Here is a 19,520-nt window from a genome sequence, read left to right as displayed (position 1 = left end):
CGAAAGTTCCAGCGGGAGGTCAGTGTGCCCAGCTTCATCAAAGGCCGCGATAGGCCAGCGAGGTCGGGCGAGGAGGAGGTTAGTTGCGACCCATCGGTCGTTCGAGTTCGAGGGGCGGGGCGGTCTCGCCTGGCAGGGGGCAGCGTGAGACTGGAGGGGCCTGTGGTGAGACTCTCGCGTGTTCCAAGCCGCTGAAAATAGGCGGGTGTCTCACAGTATCACGGCGAGTCTCAGACTTTCGCGCGCGCTTCGCGCGCAGCATGTGCGCAGGGCCGGAAGCCGGTATACGACCGCCGGCGGGCGGAGCGGCCCGTTCGCCTTCCCGCTACCTCGCCATCTCAGCGGCCAGCAGCTCGGCCTGTTTCACCACCTGCCGAACCGCCGCGTCCTGGAGGTCGGGCGGGTAGCCGTACTTGCGGAGAAGCCGCTTCACCTGCACGCGGATGGCCGCGCGGGCGTCGTCGCGCTTCCACCAGTCCACCCTTGCATTCGCCCGCACCGCCCGCACCAGCTCGGCCGCCAGCACCCGAAGGTCCTCGTTCTTCATGACCTCGGCGGCGCTCTCGTTCTCGGCGAGCGCGTCATAGAAGGCCGCTTCCTGCCGGCTCAGGCCGTCCTCGGGCTGTTCCCGAAGGGCGCGGGCGATGGCGATCAGCTCCTCGATGACCTGCACCGCATCCACCGCCCGGTTGTGGTAGCGCGTCATCGCCTCCACCAGGCGGGCGCTGAAGCTGCGCTGCTGGACGATGTTCGTCCGCGTCCGCGCCGCGATCTCGTCGTTCAACAGCTTCCGCAATGCCTCGGCCGCGAGGTCCTGGCGCTCGATGCCGCGAAGGCCCAAGAGGAACTCCTCGGACAGGACGGAGATATCCGTCTTGCCGACGCCAGAAGCCGCCAGGATGTCCATCACCTCGGTCGAGGCCACCGCCCCGTTCACGAGCTGGCGCAGCGCGAGGTCCATATCCTCGGCGCCACGCCCCTGGCGCGAGGGCGCCTCGATGATCTTCAACAGCGCGGTGCGCGTGGAGACGAAGAAGGCGACTTCCTCCTTCGCGGCCTGGGCTTCCGCGCTGGTGACGGAAAGCCGGAACGCCGCGACCAGCCCCGCCACCGCATCCAGGAAGCGCCGCCGCCCGGCCGCCAGCCGGTCCTCGCCTTCGCCCTCCAGCCGCAACACGAAGTCCACGGCCGAGGCCAGCACCGCCAGCCGGGCCATGCCGCTGGGCGCGGTGAAGAAGGCGCTGATGTCGAAGCCGTGGAACATGGCCCGCAGCACGTCGAGCCGCTCCAGGAAGGCCGCCACCGCCTCGCTGCGGTCCAGCCCGGCGTGCTGGCGGTCGCCCTCGGCATAATGGGAGAGGGCCGCCTTCAGGTCGGCCGCGAGGCCGATATAGTCCACCACCAGGCCGCCCGGCTTGCTGCCAAAGACGCGGTTCACCCGCGCGATGGCCTGGATCAGGGTGTGCCCGCGCATCGGCTTGTCGATGTACAGCGTGTGCAGCGGCGGCGCGTCAAAGCCGGTGAGCCACATGCTCTGCACGATGACGAGCTTCAGCGGGTCGGCCGGGTTCCGGACACGCTCGGCCAACTCCTCCAGGCGGCGGCGCGGGCGGATATGGGGCTGGAAGTCCAGCGGGTCCGCCGCGCTGCCGGTCATCACCACCTTCACGGCGCCCGTCGCGTCATCCCCCGTCACCCAATCAGGCCGAAGTCGGGCGATGCGCGCGTGCAGGTCCACGCAGATGCGCCGGCTCATGCACACCATCATGGCCTTGCCGTCCTGCCCGGCGAGCCGCTCGTCCAGATGCGCCAGCAAGTCCTCGGCGAGGCGGTCCAGCCGCCGGTCGGCACCGACCAGGGCCTCCATGCGGGACCAGCGGCGCTTGGCGGCCTCGGCCTCGCTTTCCTCCGTGTCTTCGGTGATTTCCGCGTAGCCGGCGTCGAGCTTCTCTTGCGATGCCTCGTCCAGCGCCAGCCGCGCGACGCGGGCTTCGTAGTAGATCGGCACCGTGGCGCCATCCTCGATGGCGGCGGCGATGTTGTAGCTGTCGAAGACCTCGCCGAAGACCTCCACCGTGTCGCGCGCGCCCATGGAAACCGGCGTGCCGGTGAAGCCGACGAAGGCGGCGTGGGGCAGGGCCTGCCGAAGATGGTGGGCGTAGCCGTACACCACCTCGCCCTTCGCGGTGACGCGGGCGGCGAAGCCGTATTGGGTGCGGTGCGCCTCATCCACCAGCACCACGATGTTCCGGCGGTCGCTCAACTGCGGGAAGCGGTCCTCGCCCGGCTCGGGGGCGAATTTCTGCATGGTGCTGAAGACCACGCCGCCCGCCTGGCGCGAGAGGAGGCGGCGCAACTCGGCCCGGGTTTCCGCACGTTCCGGCGCCTGCCCGCCGAGAAGCGCGGAGGATTGCGCGAAGGTGGACCAGAGCTGCTCGTCGAGGTCCGCGCGGTCCGTCAGCACCAGCACGGTCGGGTTGGCCAGCCTCGGGTCATGGATGCAAAGCCCGGCGAGGAAGGCCATCAGCAGGGACTTGCCGCTGCCGGTGGTGTGCCACACCACGCCGGCGCGGCCATCGCCCGCCGCGGCGCGCGCCACCTGCTCGCGCCCCTTCAGCCCCGCGTAGAACTGCCGGTAGGACGCCACCTTCTTGATGAGCCCATGCCGCGCCGCCTCATAGACGGTGAAGCGGCGGATGAGCGGCAGCATCACCTCGGGGCGCAACAGGCCGCGGGCCAGCGTCTCTAGCCCCTCTTTCGCGGCGCCCTTGGGCAGGGTGGAGCCGTCCAGCGTCGGCCAGCGTTGGAAGCGGTCCAGCCCCGCCGTCATGCTGCCATAGCGCGCCGTGAAGCCATCCGAGATGACCGAGAAGGCGTGGCAGCGGAACAGCTCCGGCACCTGGGCGCGATAGGTCTCGATCTGCTGGAAGGCTTCGGTGAGGCCGGCATTGGCGGCCGAGGGGGACTTCAGCTCGACCAGCACCACCGGCATGCCGTTGAGGAACAGGACCACATCGGCGCGCCGGGCTTCCTGGCCCACGATCTCGAACTGGCTGACGGCGAGCCAGTCATTCACCGCCGCCCCGGCATCGCCCCAATCCACCAGCTGCACCTGGCCGGCGCGAGCCTCGCCGCCTTCCTCCCATTCCAGGGTCAGGCCATTGACCAGGGCCTCATGAATGCGGCGGTTCTCGGCCGGCAAGTCCCCGGCGAAGACGATATCGGTGATGCGCTGGGCGGCTTCCCGCTGGGCGAGGGGCGGCAGATGCGGGTTGAGGCGGGCGATGGCGGCGAGGAGGCGGGGGCGCAACACCGCCTCATGCCAGGCGGCCCGGAGGGCGAGGGGCGCATCCGGCGCGGTGGCCGAACCGGGGAGGTGCGGGATGCCTTGCTCCCAGAGGAGGCCAAGCAGCCCGGCTTCCAGTTCCGCCTCGCTGATGCTCACGGGTCGGCCTTGCGGCGTCGGCCACGTCCCTGCTGGGCGATGCGGCCGATCTCCTCGATGGCTTCGGCTTCCGCCTGGGCGGCCTCTTCCTTGCGGCGAGCCTCATCGAACTGGGCGAAGCGCTCGTGAACGATGGCTTCCATCCGCTCATGCGAGACCCGCCCTGGGCCTTGTAGCACCTCCCGCTCATTGAAGGTGAGAAAGCGGTCCGTCTGTTTGATCCAGTCCGCCATGTGGGTGACCTGGCGGCGGCTGGCCCGCTCTTCGGCGAAGTCCAGGAACATCGTCGTGAGGCGGTTCAGCTGTGTCAGCTCATCGGCCGCGAGGTAGTTCTTCGAGACGGTAACGTCCGCCTTTCGGACCCTGGCGCCAGCATGGCTGGTGAGGGCCATGTTGGGCTTGGAGGGGTCGGCGCGGTCCAGGATCAACTCGGCCGCGGTGCGGCCGGTGACGGCGAAGACCAGCTTGTTCTGGATGGTCGCGAAGAAGGTCTTTGCCGTCGCCGTACTGCCATCGTAGTCGGCGCTGGTGGCCGCGAAGAGGTCGCGTACCTTCTGGTAGAATCGCTTTTCCGACGCGCGGATGTCCCGGATGCGGGCAAGCAGTTCATCGAAATAGTCGAGGCCGCCGGGTTCCTTCAGCCGGGCATCGTCCATCACGAAGCCCTTGCGGAGATACTCGGCCAGTGTCGTCGTCGCCCATTGGCGGAATTCGGTGCCGCGCGGGCTACGTACGCGATAGCCAATGGCCAGGATCATCGGGAGGGCATAGAGCCGCATGGCACGGCGCACCTCGCGCCCACCCTCGACGCGAACTTGTAAGAGTTCCTTACAAGTTGCCGCCGGGTCCAATTCCCCCTCCAGGCCGATGTTGCGGATATGGAGGGTGATGTTCTGGGGGGTGGTGTCGAAGAGCGTGGCGATCTCGGCTTGGGTGAGCCAGACCGTGCCATCCACCGCGCGAAGATGGATGGCCGTTGCCCCATCTTCCGTCCGGTACAGGATGAGTTCGCCTTGGGCGTCGGTCACAGCACGGCCTCCAGGGCATGTTCGGCCCCCCGTAGGCGAAGTTGGCCGGAGATGAGGCGGGGGAGCAGCAGGTCGCGGAGCTCGGTGAGGGTCCGGGTTTCTTCCTGGTTGGTGCGGATGCGGTCAAACATGGGCCGCACCAGAGAGACGAAGCCTTCCATGATTCCTTGGGGAGGAACGAGCATCGGGATGGGGCGGAAGCTCGCCTTGCTGATCTCCATGAATGTGGACCCGTTCGCGCGGGCGTGGATGCCATCCATGTTGGCGCCGAGCCAGAGATAGACGAACTCTGGCCCAATCGCGCTGGTGCAACGCAAGCCGATGTAGCCCTGGTTGATGGCCACGGGGATGGCGGTGATGGCTCGGTATCCGATGGGGGCGCGCGAAGACAACAGCACGCTGCCGACAGGGAGGAGGCCCGAGGAGATACCCGCCAGGCCGGCCGCGCTGATCTTGCGGCTGGTGGTGAGAAGGAAGGGCTCGGGGCGCTGCGCGAGATCCTTCGGTGTGGTCCAAGCGTGTTCCCCGGGGTGCCACAGATGCGCGGCATCGGTGGAAGGCGTGGACCCGCCCACGCATTCGACCTCCTCCCCAACCGTGGAACAGCGCCACCCTCCCGGCACCTCGCCATCCGCCGTTTCGGTGAGGCGGTCGGGGAAGAGGGCGGCGAGGTCGGGGGCGAGGCCGGGCGGGGCGCGGCCTTCGGCCTTGGTGCGCACCGGGCCGAAGCGGATGAACCAGTCCTCGAACACCGCCCGCGCCATCGCCTCCAGCGTCGCGTTCATCTTCGCATGGAGGGCGATCTTGTCGTCCAGAGCGCCGAGGAGGGTCGCGATGCGATCCTGCTCCTCTCTGCCGGGGACCTCTATGGGGATGGGATAGAGGAAGTTTCGATTGATGGATGCCTGGGCGCTGCCAGAGTCGAAACGACGGAGATCAAGGGTCCTCAACAAGTAGTAAGCGAACCTCTCATTGTTCCCGAGGAAATCGGTCACATAGAGAACCGTGTTGTGAGGCCAGAAGTCAGTCGGCGAAAAGGATACGACTCCCGCCGACCCTACTCCGCTGCGGCCGATCGCAACGCCCGGCCCCTTGGCGAGAGCTGTATCATGACATCCATTCGGGCCGGCGGAACCAAATACAGGGATAGTGCCTGGCCGACGCGCATCGGCCGGCAGATCGTGTCCTCGCTGGAGCCGAACAAAGTCCCCCAGCGTCGTTCGGCGCCACTTACCCGCGGTCATGGGCGATGGCGGAGAGGCTCGCGCGGATGAGCGCCTCTAGGCGCCTGCTATCCGCAAACTGACGGTCGAGTTGCGAGGTAAGGTCGGCAAAGTGCTGCGAAAAGGGCAACCCTTCCTCAGTCGTTGTTGCCGAGCCGACATACCGCCCAGGAGTCAGCACGAAGCCGTGTTGCTGGATCGTCTCGCCATCCACAGACGCGCAGAAGCCCGGGACATCCGTGTATCCCTCACCCTGCCGCCACGCCGTGAAGGTTTCCGCCACGCGAGCGATTTCTTCCGCGGTGAAGGTACGAAAGGTGCTGGTCTCCATGAAGCCAAGATTGCGGGCATCCACGAAGAGCACCTGCCGCCGCGCATCCGGCGCGCGGCGCAGGAACCAGAGGCAGGCCGGGATGCCGGTGCCATAGAACATCTGGGCGGGCAGGGCGACGATGCCCTCCACCACGCCGGCCTCCACCATCGCGCGGCGGATCGCATCCTCCCCGCCCTGGCTCGAAGAGAGCGAGCCATTGGCCAGCACCACGCCGGCCCGGCCATTGGGGGCGAGGTGGTGCCAGCAATGCTGGAGCCAGGCGTAATTGGCGTTCCCCACCGGCGGCGTGCCGAAGCGCCAGCGCGGATCGGTGGCGAGCGCCGCGCCGTCCCAGTCGCTGATGTTGAAGGGCGGGTTGGCCAGCACCGTGTCGGCGCGCAAATCGGGCAGGGCGTCGCGCGCCAGCGTGCCGCCCTCGTTCCAGGCGATCTCCGCGCTGATGCCGCGGATGGCGAGGTTCATCCGCGCCAGGCGCCAGGTGGTGTGGTTCCGCTCCTGCCCATAGACGGCGATATCCCCCACGCGGCCCTGATGGGCTTCGAGGAAGGTCTCGGACTGCACGAAGAAGCCGCCGGTGCCGCAACAGGGGTCGTACACGCGGCCCGAGCGCGGCTGGAGGATCTCGACCATCAGGCGGACGACGCTGGGCGGGGTGTAGAAGTCGCCGCCGCGCTTGCCTTCCTTCCCGGCAAAGCCGCCGAGGAAGTACTCGTACACGCGGCCCAGCACGTCGAAGTCGCCCTTGCCGCCCGTCAGCGGCAGGTTGGTGAAGAGGTCCACCAGCTGGCCGAGGGCGGCCTTGGGCAGGGCGGGGCGGGCATAGTCCTTCGGCAGCGCGCCGCGCAGCGTGCCGGGGTTCGCATCCTCCAGCGCGCGCATGGCGGCGTCCACCACCTCGCCGATGCGGGGTTCGCGCGCCGCGGCCTGGAGGGTGGACCAGCGCGCTTCCGGCGGCACCCAGAAGGCGTTGAGCGCGCGGTACTCCTCCACATCCTCGGGGTCGGCGTGGGGCGTGGCGGTGATCTGGGCGCGGGCCTGCTGGAAGGCGGCGTCGATGTAGCGAAGGAAGACCAGCCCGAGGGCGACGTGCTTGTACTCGGCTGGGTCCATCGCGCCGCGCAGCTTGTCGGCGGACTTGAACAGGGTGACTTCGAGCTTCTCGGGCGGCGGGGCGGGTTTGGCGGCGGCTTTGCGGCCGCGCTTCTTCGGCTCGTCGGCGGGCAGCAACTCGCCTTGGGCGGTGTCCGGCATGATGGGGCGTGATCCTTGGTTGCCGCGATGATGGGGCCGGGCCTGGGGCGGCCTCAAGCCCGGTGACGCGGCCGCGCGGGTCGTTACGCGGCCAGCCGTTCCATCTCGTCCACCGCGCGGGAGAGCTCACCCGCGAGCCGCCCGGGGAGGAGGCGGGTGAAGGCATCGGCGAGGGAGCGGTAGTACCAGAGGGTGCCGTCGCGGCCGGCGTTGAAGCGGGACATCATTGCCGGGCCATGCTCGCGGAGGTCTTCGACGATGGCGCGGGCGTTGTGCAGCTTGTCGCACGCCGAGACCAGAAGCGCGTCGGCGCCGGTGTGGTCGAGATGCGCGAGGTAAGCTTCCTTGCGGGCGCGCCAGGGCGGCTTGGGGATGACCTCGGCGTCGGTACAGGCGCGGACGATGCCGGCGACCCGGGGGCCGAAACGCTCGGCGATGGTCGCCTCATGCTCGGCGCCGCAATCCTCGATGGCATCGTGAAGAAGGGCGGCCACGGCCTGGTCCTGGTCCCCGCCATGCTCCAGCACGAGGGCGGACACGGCCATGAGGTGGGCGAGGTAGGGGATCGAGGTCCCTTTGCGCCGCTGGTCTGCGTGAAGGCGGAAGGCAAGCGCCGCGGCCTCGGCGAGGGCATCCCATTGGCCGGTGGCGGTCAGGGAGGGTGCGTCGTTCATGTGAATAGTATGCGGAGGCGTTGGTCGAGCGTCCAGTTAAGACAAGTCTAGACGCTGCCGAGACCGAGAGGGCAGGGGTGTCCTTTCAGCGGATACCCTTGCGAGTGGGCTGCGAATTGGGCTCGTCACTGGCAGCTTCCGGTCAACCTTTGTGCCCCAGGCAATCGTCGCCCAGCACGGAACTGTTGCTCTCACCCCCCTCGTTATTGCCGAGGGTCAGAGCCTTGACGCTTGCGAACGAGTGCTCGCGGAGGCGGTAGCCGCAGTTTCGCAGGGGGTACCGCATCGCGCGGGATTCATGGGGGCTGGGAGGCTTACCCGATCGCGGGGCCTGCCCCAGCCCGTGGCGATTTAGGGTGGCACCCGGACCACCACCCTCCGCTCTCGCGGGGGACACCGCCATCAACGGCGGGGGCTTACCGGGCGCCGTCGCAACGATAGCCGTTCGTGTGGCAGTAGCTCAACGCGCTTTTGCTCATGGGGCGTCGGCGCTGCGCGACGGTACAAGTCCGATGGACGGACCGGCGGCCGCGGTATGGGTATCGCTGCCGGCTGATAGATGGGTGGCTCGCAAGGTCGGTTGATCCTCCTTCCCGGGCGCGTCACGCTGCTTCATCGTGAAGCATGCGGGACCAGCGATGCTTGGGAAGCAGCAAAAGGCCGCCGCCACGCCGGCAGCGGACAGCCGAAGGCGGGCACGCAAGGACGAGCCTTCGACGACCGCAGCCTTGCCCACCTCGCGCGACGCGTTTCTTGCTGTCGAGCCTGTGCCCGATGAGGTGCGCCGCTACCTCGACACACTCCCGCTGCCACAGCGCGTCACGGTCTATGCAGCTCTCGGGATGAGCGATGTTCCGCTTCCCGTCCGTGGGGGAACACCAGCTGATGTCATCCTGGAGTTGCTCTCGACGCGCTATCCCGCCGAAGTGGATGGCAAGACGCCCAGACGCCGGAAAGCCTCGGTGCCGACCGAGGCCCAGTTGCGACAGAAGAGCCTTTCCAGCGCTGAGCTCCACATCCTCTTGGAGTGCGCTTTGCGACTGAGAGGCGTCACCACGCCGGAGAGGATCGGTGAGTATCTGGTGCACTTGGCCGGTCGAGTCATCTTGTTGCAAGGGTTCTCGTGGCTATCGGGAGAGCGCCCGTTGCCGCACGAGATGTCGATAAGCCCGACGGACTTTCGCCGTGCCGTCATGATGGCGTTGCGAGAGATACCGCATGGATGGCCCGACAGCTTGGCCGAGCGCCTTCGCCGCGGGCTCAGGAAACTCGACGATGGCATCCTGTCGGACGACTTCACTTGGAGACGCGGGGCAAGGTCAGACCTGCGTCTGTCTGAAGAGCAGTTTATCGTCGGGTCCGTTGAGATGTGGGTGACCATGGGCGAGCGGCGCAAGCGCATCGAAGGCATGGTCCTCGATGCATGCGGAATAGATACACCCACCCTTCGCCTGTGGCAGAAGACTGGGGATCTCACACCCGCAAAGCGCCGGGAGAATGATGAGCGGGGCGCCATCGCGAGACAAGAATGGGCTGTTGAGTACCGTCGGTCCGCCGATACCCGGCTCAAGCACATCGAGCGAGAGCTTCATGAGGCCGCGGACCGGCTGAGGTCGCTTGGGCTGCGACAGCTAAAGACTGAAAGCTAGCGTTCTCCCTCTCGTGCCTGGCGAGGCGATGCCTCAGGCCCAAAGCGTTGAATCGGCGGCACAGGGTTAAACGAAAGTCGTTGATTTTCATTCGACCCGGTAGGCCCCGGGAGTGCTTCGCATGCCTGTGCGTCAAACCGGAGCAGCCCATGTCACATCCCCCCACGAACCCGATGTTGCCCTGGAAGGCGGGCGACGAGTTCCGTCTCGGGCAGCCCATCACCGCTACCCTTCCTCGGGCGGCGGCGTTGTCCGGATTGTCGGTCTCGACGCTCCGACGCCGCGCCAAGGACGGCCTTCTGGCGACGGTCCGCGTTGGCGGTCGGCGGCTTGTGGTGATGGAGAGCCTCCAGGCTCTGCTTCGCGGCAAGGTCTAGCGTGCAGCGCCCTTACCGCGCTTGTCGGGCGCGGCGGCGGGTTCTCTTTGGGGGCGTCGAATGAGTATCAAGGCGCTCCGCTGGGTCCGCGCGCTGAAGGCACCACCGACGCACAAGCTGATCCTCTGGGCGTTGGCTGATATGGCAAATAAGCGCTCGCAGTGCTGGCCCTCAATGTCGGCGCTCGCTGATGCGACCGGGCTCAGCGACCGCGGCATCCAAAAGGCGATCCCCGTGATGGTCGAGGCAGGGCTCCTGAGGGTCGAAAGATCGGCTGGCCGAAGGTCCAACCGATACATTCTGACGCTCGCCGAACCCCGAACGTCGTTCACCGTTGAACCGACGCAGACCCCGAACCCCATTCGGGGTGAACTCCAAGCTCCCTGTTTCGATAACCCCGAACCACGTTCACCATCGACCCCGAACGTCGTTCGCTCAACCCCGAACCACGTTCACCCGGAACCCTCAGAACCCCCATTTGAAGCAAGAGAGCTTACGCTCTCTCCGCAGTCGGTCGCGCCTGCCGACGGCTTCGCGTCCTGGTGGGCGCTCTACCCCCGGAAGGTTGGGAAGGATGCAGCCCGTACGGCCTATGCGGCGGCCCTGAGGCGAGGAGCCACTCCCTACCAGCTCGTCGAGGCGCTGAAGCGCCAGCGCTGGCCCGACGAGATGCGCTTCATCCCGCACCCGCGCACATGGCTGGCCCAGGGCCGATGGCAGGACGACCCGCGCCATGGAGCGCCAAGCGCGCCGGAGCGCGAGGAACTGCACGACACGATCGCGGACATCATGCGCGACCCCTTGGGCTGCAGCCCCACGCTACCACCCAGTTTCGATTTCGAGGGAGACGTCGACCGTGGCTGACGCAACGAACCTGCCCGCCCTCCAGCCGCTAACGCTGTCGCAGCCGCTGGCCGAGGCGATTGTCACCTTCGGGACGCCGCACCCAGATGCACTGCCCGATGCACCGCCCCGCTGGATGATGCCCGAGATCCGCGCGGCGCATGCCAAGCTGGGCGATGCCCTCGCCCCCACCGATGCGGCGACCATCGTGCGGTGGATCGCGCCCCTCGCCTCGATGGTCAGCAAGGCACCCGAGGGTCGGGCCCTCAGGGTGCGCGTCCAGGCCATGGCCCACGCCCTCACCGATCTGCCGCGCTGCTGCTGGACGCCGGAGACGCAACGCCAGGCTGCGCGGACCTTCAGGTTCTGGCCCAGCGTCGCGGAAATCGCCGAGCTGGTTACGCCAGCGGCCCAGCCCCTGCGCCACCAGCGCGCAGCCCTGCAGCGAATGATGTTCGTGGAGCCCAGCAGAGGCTCGCCCGAGGAACGTAGAGAGACGTCGGCCGAACGCGCGTCCCACGCGGAAGCCAACCGCCGCGCGGTCGAAGCTATGCGAGCGCAACTGGACCAGCGCGAGCGCGAGGACAAGGCTGCGCGTCGTAGGCGGGTACAACTCACCCCGGACCAGCTGGCCGCCCATCGACAGAACGCGGGTCTACGCACCCTGGCTGATGCAAATGCGAGCGCGCAGACCCTGAACCGCTTGGCACGGGAAGAGGCGAGCTGATGCGTTGCCTTCACGCCCGTGATGTCGCCGTTGTCCCTGGTGTACCTTGACCGTTTGCACCGGCTTAAAGGCCCCCACTGCGCATGAGACGGCACCGCGGAGTACCGGCCATGGGTACGCGATGGTCTCCGTGCCGCCCGAGGGGTCAGCTAACGGTGCCGGGCTGTGGGAAGCCGCGGCATACCTGTGGAGGGCCCAGCCGAGACGATGGCGACATGCAGTGGTGCGGCACCGCTTAGCTTGGGGGGCGATGGGGAGGTGTGCCGCCCGTCGCGTGCGCACCCCGCGCAGCGACGGACCCTATCGCGACCGTCTTCATCACGAGGCCGCCACGTAGAGCGGGCAACAGCCGGCCAGAAAGGGGTTGGGGGTAGGGCTGGGGGTAGCCAGGATGACTCCCCTTCAAACCCGCGGAAATCCTTGAAAAGTGGTGGAGCTGAGGTCCACCGAAACGATACTTCAGGGTGCCTCACCGAACGTCACGATAGGCCAATAAATATCCCTTTAAACAGCTACTTGAAAGAAAGTCTGCTTCACGCCGTTTCAGCTTGCATCACCCCAATCCATCACCCATGTTGGGAACGACGTTGGGAACGGACCCAACGCCCTACCGTTTCGGCGGAGCGTGTGGAGGTTGTTGGGACATGGCCGGAAAGCTCACAGCAAAGACGGTCGAAGCCCTCACCGCAAAGGATCGCCATACGGTCGGGCGACACACCGATGGGGGCGGGCTGCATTTGCATATCCGCGCTGACGGTCGGGCCGGCTGGGTTCTGCGCTATCGCCTTCATGGGCGCCAGCGGGACATGTCATTGGGTGGCTACCCGGACGTTTCCCTCAAGGCCGCGCGAGAAGCTGCCGACGCCGCCCGGCAGTCCATCAAGGCGGGGCGTGATCCAATCCGTGAGCGGCAGCGCGAGGTGCATCAGGCGACCGAGTCGGCCAGCAAAGATCGAACCTTCAAGGCCGCCATGGAATCCGCTATCGCCTCGCGCGAGGGTGTCTGGAAGAACGAAAAGCATAAGTGGCAGTGGCGGGCGACGCTGGAGAAGCACGCCTTGCCGATCCTGGGCGAGCTACCCGTGTCCGAGGTCGCAGGTGACGACGTGATGCGGGTGCTGCGCCCCATCTGGGCCAAGACACCGGAGACTGCCTCCAGGCTGCGAGGGAGGATCGAGACTGTCCTTGACCACGCTCATGCCCTGAAATGGCGTCAGGGGGAGAATCCTGCCCGCTGGCGGGGGCATCTATCCGAGTTGCTGCCCAACCCCTCGAAGCTCGCCCCAGTACAGCGTCAGCCCGCCCTCCCCTGGCCCCAGGTCCCCGAGTTCCTAGTGGCGTTGAGGGGGCGGCGTGGCATGGCAGCCTTGGCGCTGGAGTTTGCCATCCTCACGGCAGCGCGCACCGGGGAGGTCCGGGGTGCGACCTGGGGTGAAATCGACATGGCGGCCCGCGTCTGGACGGTGCCAGCGGCGCGCATGAAGGCGGGGGAGATGCACCGCGTACCGCTGTCCGACGCTGCCATGGATGTGCTGAACAGGGCGACTGTCGAGAAGCCGCGCGCGAAAGACGTGATCTTTCCGAACACCCAGAATAATCCCTTGTCCGACATGGCGCTGACGATGCTGGTGCGCGGCATGGCGACGGATGGGCTGGATGAGGACGAACCGCCTCGCTGGCGCGACCTGGCGGGGCGGGTGATCGTCCCCCATGGCTTTCGTAGCGCGTTCCGCGACTGGTGCGGCGAGACCCGCCCGGAGGGGCGAGAGGTGGCCGAGCGCGCATTGGCACATGTCGTCCGTGGCGTCGAAGCCGCCTACGCGCGCTCTGACCTGCTGGAGCGTCGCCGGCCGTTGATGCAAGCTTGGGGAGCGTTCTGCGCCGCGCCCGCCGCTGACATTGTGAGCCTGGACCAAGCCCGCTCCCGGCAGGCAGGCTGAGGCATCTTCGGTGGGGCAGGGCGTACCAGGAGTCACGGTGGCCGCAAACTGCTGGCCCGCGCGCTTTTTTGCGATGCGTTGGGGGGAGGCGCGATCAGATGAACGAAGCCATTCCGAGTTGGGTGTCTCTGCCAAAGGCTATGAACCTGCTACGCGAACTCCTGGGAGGCCCCGATTTTCCCCGCGAGGGATTGGATAGTATCTGCCGGCAGCTTCAATACGCCGTTGAACGCCATGCGGTGGTACACCGCATTGCCGGTTGGAACATGAGGCGGAGCCGGTGGGACTTCCTGGGCATCCCCGCGTCATCTGCTGACCCTGCTAAAAGGCGATTTCCGGCGAGCATGGAAGAGCGTGGCGGCCGCGTCTCCGTTCACGATTGGGTTCTAGCCAAGGTCGATTGGACGGACGGAACCGTCATGAATATTGGCGGCCATCGCAGCGCCATTGAGGTTCGTTGGGGCGAGGTTGAACGATGGGCACAGAAAGCAATACGCGGCCTCCCGGAGCACTTGCGCACAACCCAACAGGAAGCTGTCGCCACTGGCGGGCCAACTACCCCAACCGCGAATCCTGCGCTCGCCCCATCCGATATCGCCGGCATTCCCCAACAGGCATCTGAGCAAAAGGAAACGCCTGTCGAGCACAGCGCTTCGACCCTCCCTTCGCGTCCTGGGGCACAACTCGGCGCGGAGCCTAGGCCCGAGCCGACTGAGCGGAACGTGCGGGCTTGGTTCAAGCTACGCGAGGGCACATGGCCCGGTGACGCAAAGACTCCGAGCGAGGCTGTAGACCTCAAAGCTGCGCGGGAACATTTCGCAGGAGAAATCTCGCGAGACAAGCTCCGCAAAATCCGTCGAGAGGCCACATCGAAAAAATGGCACAGGCGCGGGGCAAAGCGAGAGCCGCGCATTGCGCCGACCGCGAAATAGACCGCGAAATAGACCGCGAATTTCTGATGGCTCCTTTTGAGGGTACGCGGCGCAGGGTGCGTCGCGGTCCTTCAAGCGCTCCCAGCAGGGGGCAGGAGCATCCGCCATGCAAGCCAACCCCGCGAAGAATCGCGGCAATAAACCGGAAAAGCGACCGGCCGAGCCGCCCACCAACGCTTTGGCCTACTCCTGGGCGCAAGGTGCGCATATCACCGGCCTGAGCGTTTCCTCCCTTCGCCGCCGCGCGAACGAGGGCAAACTCAAGGTGGTCCGTATCGCCGGCCGTACGCTGATCCCCGCCGCCGATCTTAAGCGCCTCGTCGGCGCGGAGGCCGCGCAATGAGCAAGATCACCGCTCCGCGCCCCGCGCCCCGTCCCGTGGACAACTACCCGGACGATCTCCCGTTCCCCGTCTGCCACGACTGCGGCGCGCTCGACCCGGTCATGTCGGGCCGCACGACCGAGTGCTTGATGTGCGGCTACGTGCCGGGTGTCGGCCACGTCTCGTCGAAGCCCGATGTTACTAGCGCCGAGACCGAGCCGAAGTCGCGCATCGAGGTGCCGGGCCGCATTCCGCCCTGGAAGCGCGACCGCGCCTAAACAAAACGCCGGAGCCTTGCGGCCCCGGCGGAAAGCATCGCGGTCTAGTAGTTGGTGTTGTTGACACCCGCCTTCTACCAGACCTGCCGCGCTGAACGCTACGGCCAATCGCTCCGGCTCCATCTCATTGGAGTCGGAAAATGAATAACACTGTTGTCCCCACGCCGGGGTCGAATTTTGACATCGAGGCGCGTGATCTGGCGGGCGCCACCGTGGCGGCCTGCTGGCTTGGCATGGCGCCCGAGTGCTCCTTTGACTATGACCATGAGGACGCTGGCTGGGTCGGGCGCCTGCGCTTGCCCGCCCAGCGCAGCCCGGCCCGCAGCGTGCTGAATGCTGCGGCGGTGCTGGCGGGCTTTATGGCTCGCCCTGCCCTGCCGGCGGGGCACTTCTGGCTCCGCGAGCGCGATGTGCACGCCCTGGCGAATGCGCGGGCGGATGTGCTCAAAGCGACGCAGGCGGCAGCCGGCGATGCCACGGCGGCAGTGGCCATGCACGACCGCTTGCTGGCCGAGGTGACGATCCTGACGACGAAGGAGAGTGATCGCATCGCCGCCGTCGCCGCGCGGCTTTTCCGCGAGGGCCACCTCGCGCAGCGCGACCTGCGCCCGCTTATGCGCGGGTTGCGCCGGACCTCGCCCCAAGGGCTGTTCGACAGCCTTCGCCGCGGGCTCCCGCTTGGCCCGCTGCCTCCCGCTTTCCGCGAGGATTAGCGGTGATGGACATGCAGGGTGGCGCCTCGCCCTCCGAGCATCCGGACGTCGCGAGCACGATGAATGCCGTGGCGCCCCTTGCCGTTGATAGCGCTGAGATTGCGCACTTTGTGGACGCGCTGTTTCGCTATGCCGACTCTGGGACCTTCGTCTCCCTGCGGGCATTCCGTGACGATGTCGGCGGGGTGTTCGAGATCAGCGCTCACTCGATCAACCCGCATCTCAACACCCTGATCCAGGCCGCAACCCAGGCCGCTCACCGAGCGGCGAATGCGCCTTTTCCGGTGACCTTCTGCCCGCCCCCGGCCACCTTCAACAACCCTGACAAGGCGGATGAGGCCAGCCTCGCCAACGGCCTCGTGCTCTCCGTCGAATGCGATTCCAACCCGCGGGTAGCGCGCACCCGGCTGGAAGGCCTGCTGGGTCCGGCAACGTTGGTGGTGGCGAGTGGAGGCGAGTGGCTCGATCCCGAGAAGGGCGAGATGCAGCCCAAGCTGCACCTCCACTGGCGGCTGACAGAACCGACGCGCGAAGCGGCGGATCACGGGCGGCTGAAGCAGGCGAGGCAGGTGGCGCAACGGCTGGTGGGCGCGGATGCCTCGAACACGCCGATTGTTCATCCGCTCCGGTGGCCTGGTAGCTGGCACCGAAAAGGCTCGCCCCGCCTTGCGCGCATCGTTGCCATGGACGACGCCCGGGAGATCGAGCTTCAGGACGCGCTGGACAGGCTCCAGGAGGCCGCTGCTGCCGCTGGGCTGCACGATCACCCCAAGAGCGGTGAAGGGGCCTCTATGGGCGCGGGAGAGGAGCGGGAAACCGACGAGCTGATCCGGGTCGTGCTGACGGCGGAGGACTATCACGCGCCGCTGGCTGCGCTGGCTATGCGGTATCTGAAGGGCGGCATGGCCGATGCCCAGGCAGTCCTGACCCTGCGTGGACTCATGAATGCCGTCCCGCCCGAAAGCCGCGACCTGAAGGACGGCAGTTTCCAGGCGGGCCGCTGGCAGGCCCGCTATGATGATATCCCGCGCGCTGTCTCCAGTGCTCGAGCAAAGCTTGGGGAGCGCACTGAGGCAAGCGCCGCTGCTCCCGGCGGGGATTGGCCTGACCCGGTCGACTTCCTCGGCGATACCGAGTTAACCGGCGCGCCCGTGCTGCGGCCGCATCATTTGCCCGACGCCCTCGCGCCTTTCGTCTTCGACACCGCTGCGCGCATGGGCGTTGACCCGGCAGCGGTGGCTCTCTGCGCCGTGGTGGCCGCCGCCTCCGTCATCCCCGATGACTGGCGCATTCAGCCCCGCGTGCATGACGACACCTGGATGGAAAGCCCCCGGCTGTGGGGCGCGGTGGTGGGTGATCCGTCCATCATGAAGACCCCCGTTCTCAAGACCGCCACCTCGCCCATTGAGCGCCTGGACGCCGAGGCGCGGGATCGGCACGCCGAAGCTATGCGGAAGTGGCGGGAGGAAATGGCCGCAATCAAGGCGGACAGGGCCCCGCCAGGTATCGGGCCGCTGCCGCCGAAGCTGGACCGGTACCTGATCGAGGGCACGACCGTTGAAGCGCTGACGGAAGTGCTCCGCCGAGACGACGACGCGAAGCAGCGCGCCCCCTCGGGCAAGGTGCTGTGCCGCCAGGATGAGATGAGCGGTTGGCTGGCCGGCATGGATCAATACAAGGCCGGGGGCAAAGGCGGCGCGGATCGAGCGCACTATCTCACGCTCTTCAACGGTGGCCGCTACGTGGTGGATCGCATCGGGCGTGGAACCTTCGCCATCCCGAACTGGTCCGCCTGCGTTCTCGGCGGCATCCAGCCTGAGCCCATCCAGCGCATCGCGAAGGATGCGGCGGATGACGGGCTGCTGCAACGCTTCCTCTACTGCCTGCCGTGCGGACAAGGCGACGGGGAGGACCGACGCCCCGACGCGGCGGCCCTCGCGCGGTATCGCGACCTGTTCCCTGCGCTGGCCACCCTGAGGCCCTCCACAGGCTTCGTCGAACTCGCGCCCGAGGTGAAGCATCGACCGGTGGTCTTCCACGCCGAAGCGCATCGGCATCGGGAAGACATCAACGCCTTGCTCAAAGCGCAAGGCGCCATGCCGGATAGCTCGGCCCGACTCAAGGCTGCGCTGGCGAAGTGGCCCGGCACCTTCGCCCGACTGGCATTGACCTTCCACCTGATCAACATCGCGGATGCCAATGCGCGAGGCGAGCACCCGCCCGTCGCGGCGGTGCTGAGCGAGGACACCGCGCGCCGCGCCGCCGCCTACATGCGTGAGGTGCTGCTGCCCCATCTGCTGCGGGCCGATGCCCTGCTGTTCCTGACGCGGCAGACGGGGCACGCGCGATGGATCGCGGGATTCATCCTCGCGAGCGACGAAGCCCGCGAAAAGGGCCGGGTCACGCTCCGGGATATCATGCGTGCATATCAACCCTTGCGGGCGACCGAGCATCGGCGAGAACTGGTTGAAGTGCTGACAACGCTTGAACTGATGGGCTGGCTTCGCGCGGAGCCGGTGAAGAATGCCGCCAAGCATCCGTCCGGCTGGCACGTGAACCCGAAGCTGCACACCACCTTTGCGATGGCAGCACAGGCCGAACGGGAACGGCGGCAGCGCGCGCAGGAAGAAATGCGCGAAGCGATCCTCCGCTACCGCGCCGAGCGCGGGCAGTGAGGGCGCACATGTCACCAATGTCGCTACGCGCGCGTGAGACATCGAAGCCATTCTCAGATGATTTTTCATATATCCCGAGCAAGGCTTCTTCGCGCGCGCGCGCGTGTAGCGACAATGGTGACAAAGTCGGCCCGCCCCCGCCCATCGCTTCCCGGAGCGGCCTCCATCCACCGGCCGCCCAGCTCCGCGCGGCGCGGCTGCTGCCGAAGGCGGTGGACGTTTGATAGCGACGCCCCCTTTCCGCTTGCTTCGCGCGCCGAGGCGCGTTTCTATCGGGCGGCGCTCCCGGCGCCCGTCTCCATCGCCCGCCTTCCAAGCGGGGAGGATCGAGGCGAGCATCGGAGCCAACTGATGCCGGAGGACACAGCCCCAGCCTTCCACGCTGGATCGCTCCCGCCTCCAGCAGGCCGGGCGCCATCTCCTTCACCTGCCTTCCAAGCAGGACCGTTGGAGGTGGCACCCCGCCCTTTCCTACTGCTATCCGGAACAGGCTTCTGCGGCCGTTCTGTATAGGCACTCACCCGCCGCGCATGAGTGCGGTCCAGTCCGATCGATCCGGAGGGACCCCACGATGGCGCAGCGCAAGACAACGAAGCCGATCAAGGACCGCACCAAGCAGCAGGCAGCGCGCGAGCGCCGCCCGATAGGGCGCCCGCCCGTCAAGCCTTCACCCGATGATCCCCAGGCCGTCGATCGGCTGTGCCAGCTTCTCATTGGCGGGATGAGCATGACCGAGGCGTGCGCGCAGGATGACTGCCCCGCCCGCACAGCGGTCTATGCAAAGATGGCCGCGGACGAGGGGTTCCGAGCGACTATCGCGCGCGCGCGCGAAGCCCAGCAGCACGCGATGATTGATGAGACCATCGAGATGGCCGACGCCGCCACGCCGGAGAACTGGCAGGTGGTGAAGCTGCGCATTTGGGCGCGGCAATGGCGAGCGGCAAAGCTGGCGCCGAGGGTCTATGGGGAGAAGGTCGAGGTCGGAGGCAGCGCCGAGAACCCGCTGACCTTGCTCATCCAAGAAGTGCAGGGTCGCGCCCTGAAGCCCGTGCAGATCGTGGACGGGGAGGCGGAGGAAGCGCGATAGAGATCTGCGGGAGCGCCTCGTC

At 67.1% G+C, this 19,520-nt stretch carries 14 protein-coding genes; 9 read left to right on the top strand and 5 right to left on the bottom strand.

What is annotated here, in order from left to right; all coding sequences use genetic code 11:
• Positions 1-325: 325 nt before the first annotated feature.
• The 5 genes from KTR66_RS25265 to KTR66_RS08795 form a co-directional block, all read right to left on the bottom strand.
• On the bottom strand, positions 326-3,445 hold the full coding sequence (locus KTR66_RS25265; RefSeq protein WP_371819064.1) for a type I restriction endonuclease subunit R: 3,120 nt from the start codon (positions 3,443-3,445) through the stop codon (positions 326-328).
• The gene (locus KTR66_RS08810) at positions 3,442-4,473 is read right to left on the bottom strand and encodes a virulence RhuM family protein (RefSeq protein WP_213612208.1); all 1,032 of its coding nucleotides are present in this window, start codon (positions 4,471-4,473) and stop codon (positions 3,442-3,444) included. The genes KTR66_RS25265 and KTR66_RS08810 overlap by 4 nt, the downstream gene beginning before the upstream one ends.
• A complete protein-coding gene (locus KTR66_RS08805; RefSeq protein WP_213612207.1) occupies positions 4,470-5,717 on the bottom strand; it encodes a restriction endonuclease subunit S in 1,248 nt (415 codons plus the stop codon). Before KTR66_RS08805 ends, KTR66_RS08810 begins: the two co-directional genes overlap by 4 nt.
• The gene (locus KTR66_RS08800) at positions 5,704-7,281 is read right to left on the bottom strand and encodes a class I SAM-dependent DNA methyltransferase (RefSeq protein ID WP_213612206.1); all 1,578 of its coding nucleotides are present in this window, start codon (positions 7,279-7,281) and stop codon (positions 5,704-5,706) included. The genes KTR66_RS08805 and KTR66_RS08800 overlap by 14 nt, the downstream gene beginning before the upstream one ends.
• An 83-nt stretch (positions 7,282-7,364) precedes the next feature.
• Positions 7,365-7,955 (bottom strand): HD domain-containing protein, encoded by a 591-nt coding sequence (locus KTR66_RS08795; RefSeq protein ID WP_213612205.1) that lies wholly within the window; start codon positions 7,953-7,955, stop codon positions 7,365-7,367.
• Between the two features lie 638 nt (positions 7,956-8,593).
• On the opposite strand from KTR66_RS08795, the gene KTR66_RS08790 reads away from it, so the two are divergent.
• The 9 genes from KTR66_RS08790 (at position 8,594) to KTR66_RS08750 (ending at position 19,498) form a co-directional block, all read left to right on the top strand.
• Positions 8,594-9,604 (top strand): hypothetical protein, encoded by a 1,011-nt coding sequence (locus KTR66_RS08790; RefSeq protein WP_213612204.1) that lies wholly within the window; start codon positions 8,594-8,596, stop codon positions 9,602-9,604.
• Positions 9,605-10,041: 437 nt separating this feature from the next.
• Positions 10,042-10,845: a helix-turn-helix domain-containing protein gene (locus KTR66_RS08785; RefSeq protein ID WP_213612203.1), complete on the top strand. Its 804-nt coding sequence runs from the start codon at positions 10,042-10,044 to the stop codon at positions 10,843-10,845.
• Positions 10,838-11,551, top strand: coding sequence for a hypothetical protein (locus tag KTR66_RS08780; protein WP_213612202.1), 714 nt, complete (start codon positions 10,838-10,840; stop codon positions 11,549-11,551). Before KTR66_RS08785 ends, KTR66_RS08780 begins: the two co-directional genes overlap by 8 nt.
• A gap of 644 nt (positions 11,552-12,195) precedes the next feature.
• Positions 12,196-13,491, top strand: a complete 1,296-nt coding sequence (locus tag KTR66_RS08775; RefSeq protein ID WP_213612201.1) for a site-specific integrase — start codon at positions 12,196-12,198, stop codon at positions 13,489-13,491.
• Between the two features lie 1,038 nt (positions 13,492-14,529).
• Positions 14,530-14,766: a hypothetical protein gene (locus KTR66_RS08770; RefSeq protein WP_213612200.1), complete on the top strand. Its 237-nt coding sequence runs from the start codon at positions 14,530-14,532 to the stop codon at positions 14,764-14,766.
• Positions 14,763-15,023 (top strand): hypothetical protein, encoded by a 261-nt coding sequence (locus KTR66_RS08765; RefSeq protein WP_213612199.1) that lies wholly within the window; start codon positions 14,763-14,765, stop codon positions 15,021-15,023. The genes KTR66_RS08770 and KTR66_RS08765 overlap by 4 nt, the downstream gene beginning before the upstream one ends.
• Before the next feature lie 140 nt (positions 15,024-15,163).
• On the top strand, positions 15,164-15,736 hold the full coding sequence (locus KTR66_RS08760) for a hypothetical protein (RefSeq protein ID WP_213612198.1): 573 nt from the start codon (positions 15,164-15,166) through the stop codon (positions 15,734-15,736).
• Between the two features lie 5 nt (positions 15,737-15,741).
• Positions 15,742-18,411, top strand: a complete 2,670-nt coding sequence (locus KTR66_RS08755) for a DUF3987 domain-containing protein (protein ID WP_213612197.1) — start codon at positions 15,742-15,744, stop codon at positions 18,409-18,411.
• 571 nt (positions 18,412-18,982) lie between these two features.
• Positions 18,983-19,498, top strand: a complete 516-nt coding sequence (locus KTR66_RS08750) for a hypothetical protein (protein ID WP_213612196.1) — start codon at positions 18,983-18,985, stop codon at positions 19,496-19,498.
• The last annotated feature ends 22 nt before the right edge of the window (positions 19,499-19,520 follow it).

The sequence above is a fragment of the Roseococcus sp. SDR genome, from assembly GCF_019083995.1.
Classification (GTDB): Bacteria; Pseudomonadota; Alphaproteobacteria; order Acetobacterales; family Acetobacteraceae; genus Roseococcus.
The sequence above is the reverse complement of the archived record's forward strand: the minus strand, read 5'-3'. Positions and strand labels throughout refer to the sequence as shown.

Coding starts and splice junctions, on each gene's coding strand:
- KTR66_RS08785 (WP_213612203.1), top strand. CDS start 10,042: ATGAGTATCAAGGCGCTCCGCTGGGTCCGCGCGCTGAAGGCACCACCG.
- KTR66_RS08775 (WP_213612201.1), top strand. CDS start 12,196: ATGGCCGGAAAGCTCACAGCAAAGACGGTCGAAGCCCTCACCGCAAAG.
- KTR66_RS08765 (WP_213612199.1), top strand. CDS start 14,763: ATGAGCAAGATCACCGCTCCGCGCCCCGCGCCCCGTCCCGTGGACAAC.
- KTR66_RS08805 (WP_213612207.1), bottom strand. CDS start 5,717: ATGACCGCGGGTAAGTGGCGCCGAACGACGCTGGGGGACTTTGTTCGG.
- KTR66_RS08790 (WP_213612204.1), top strand. CDS start 8,594: ATGCTTGGGAAGCAGCAAAAGGCCGCCGCCACGCCGGCAGCGGACAGC.
- KTR66_RS08800 (WP_213612206.1), bottom strand. CDS start 7,281: ATGCCGGACACCGCCCAAGGCGAGTTGCTGCCCGCCGACGAGCCGAAG.
- KTR66_RS08795 (WP_213612205.1), bottom strand. CDS start 7,955: ATGAACGACGCACCCTCCCTGACCGCCACCGGCCAATGGGATGCCCTC.
- KTR66_RS08760 (WP_213612198.1), top strand. CDS start 15,164: ATGAATAACACTGTTGTCCCCACGCCGGGGTCGAATTTTGACATCGAG.
- KTR66_RS08770 (WP_213612200.1), top strand. CDS start 14,530: ATGCAAGCCAACCCCGCGAAGAATCGCGGCAATAAACCGGAAAAGCGA.
- KTR66_RS08750 (WP_213612196.1), top strand. CDS start 18,983: ATGGCGCAGCGCAAGACAACGAAGCCGATCAAGGACCGCACCAAGCAG.
- KTR66_RS08755 (WP_213612197.1), top strand. CDS start 15,742: ATGGACATGCAGGGTGGCGCCTCGCCCTCCGAGCATCCGGACGTCGCG.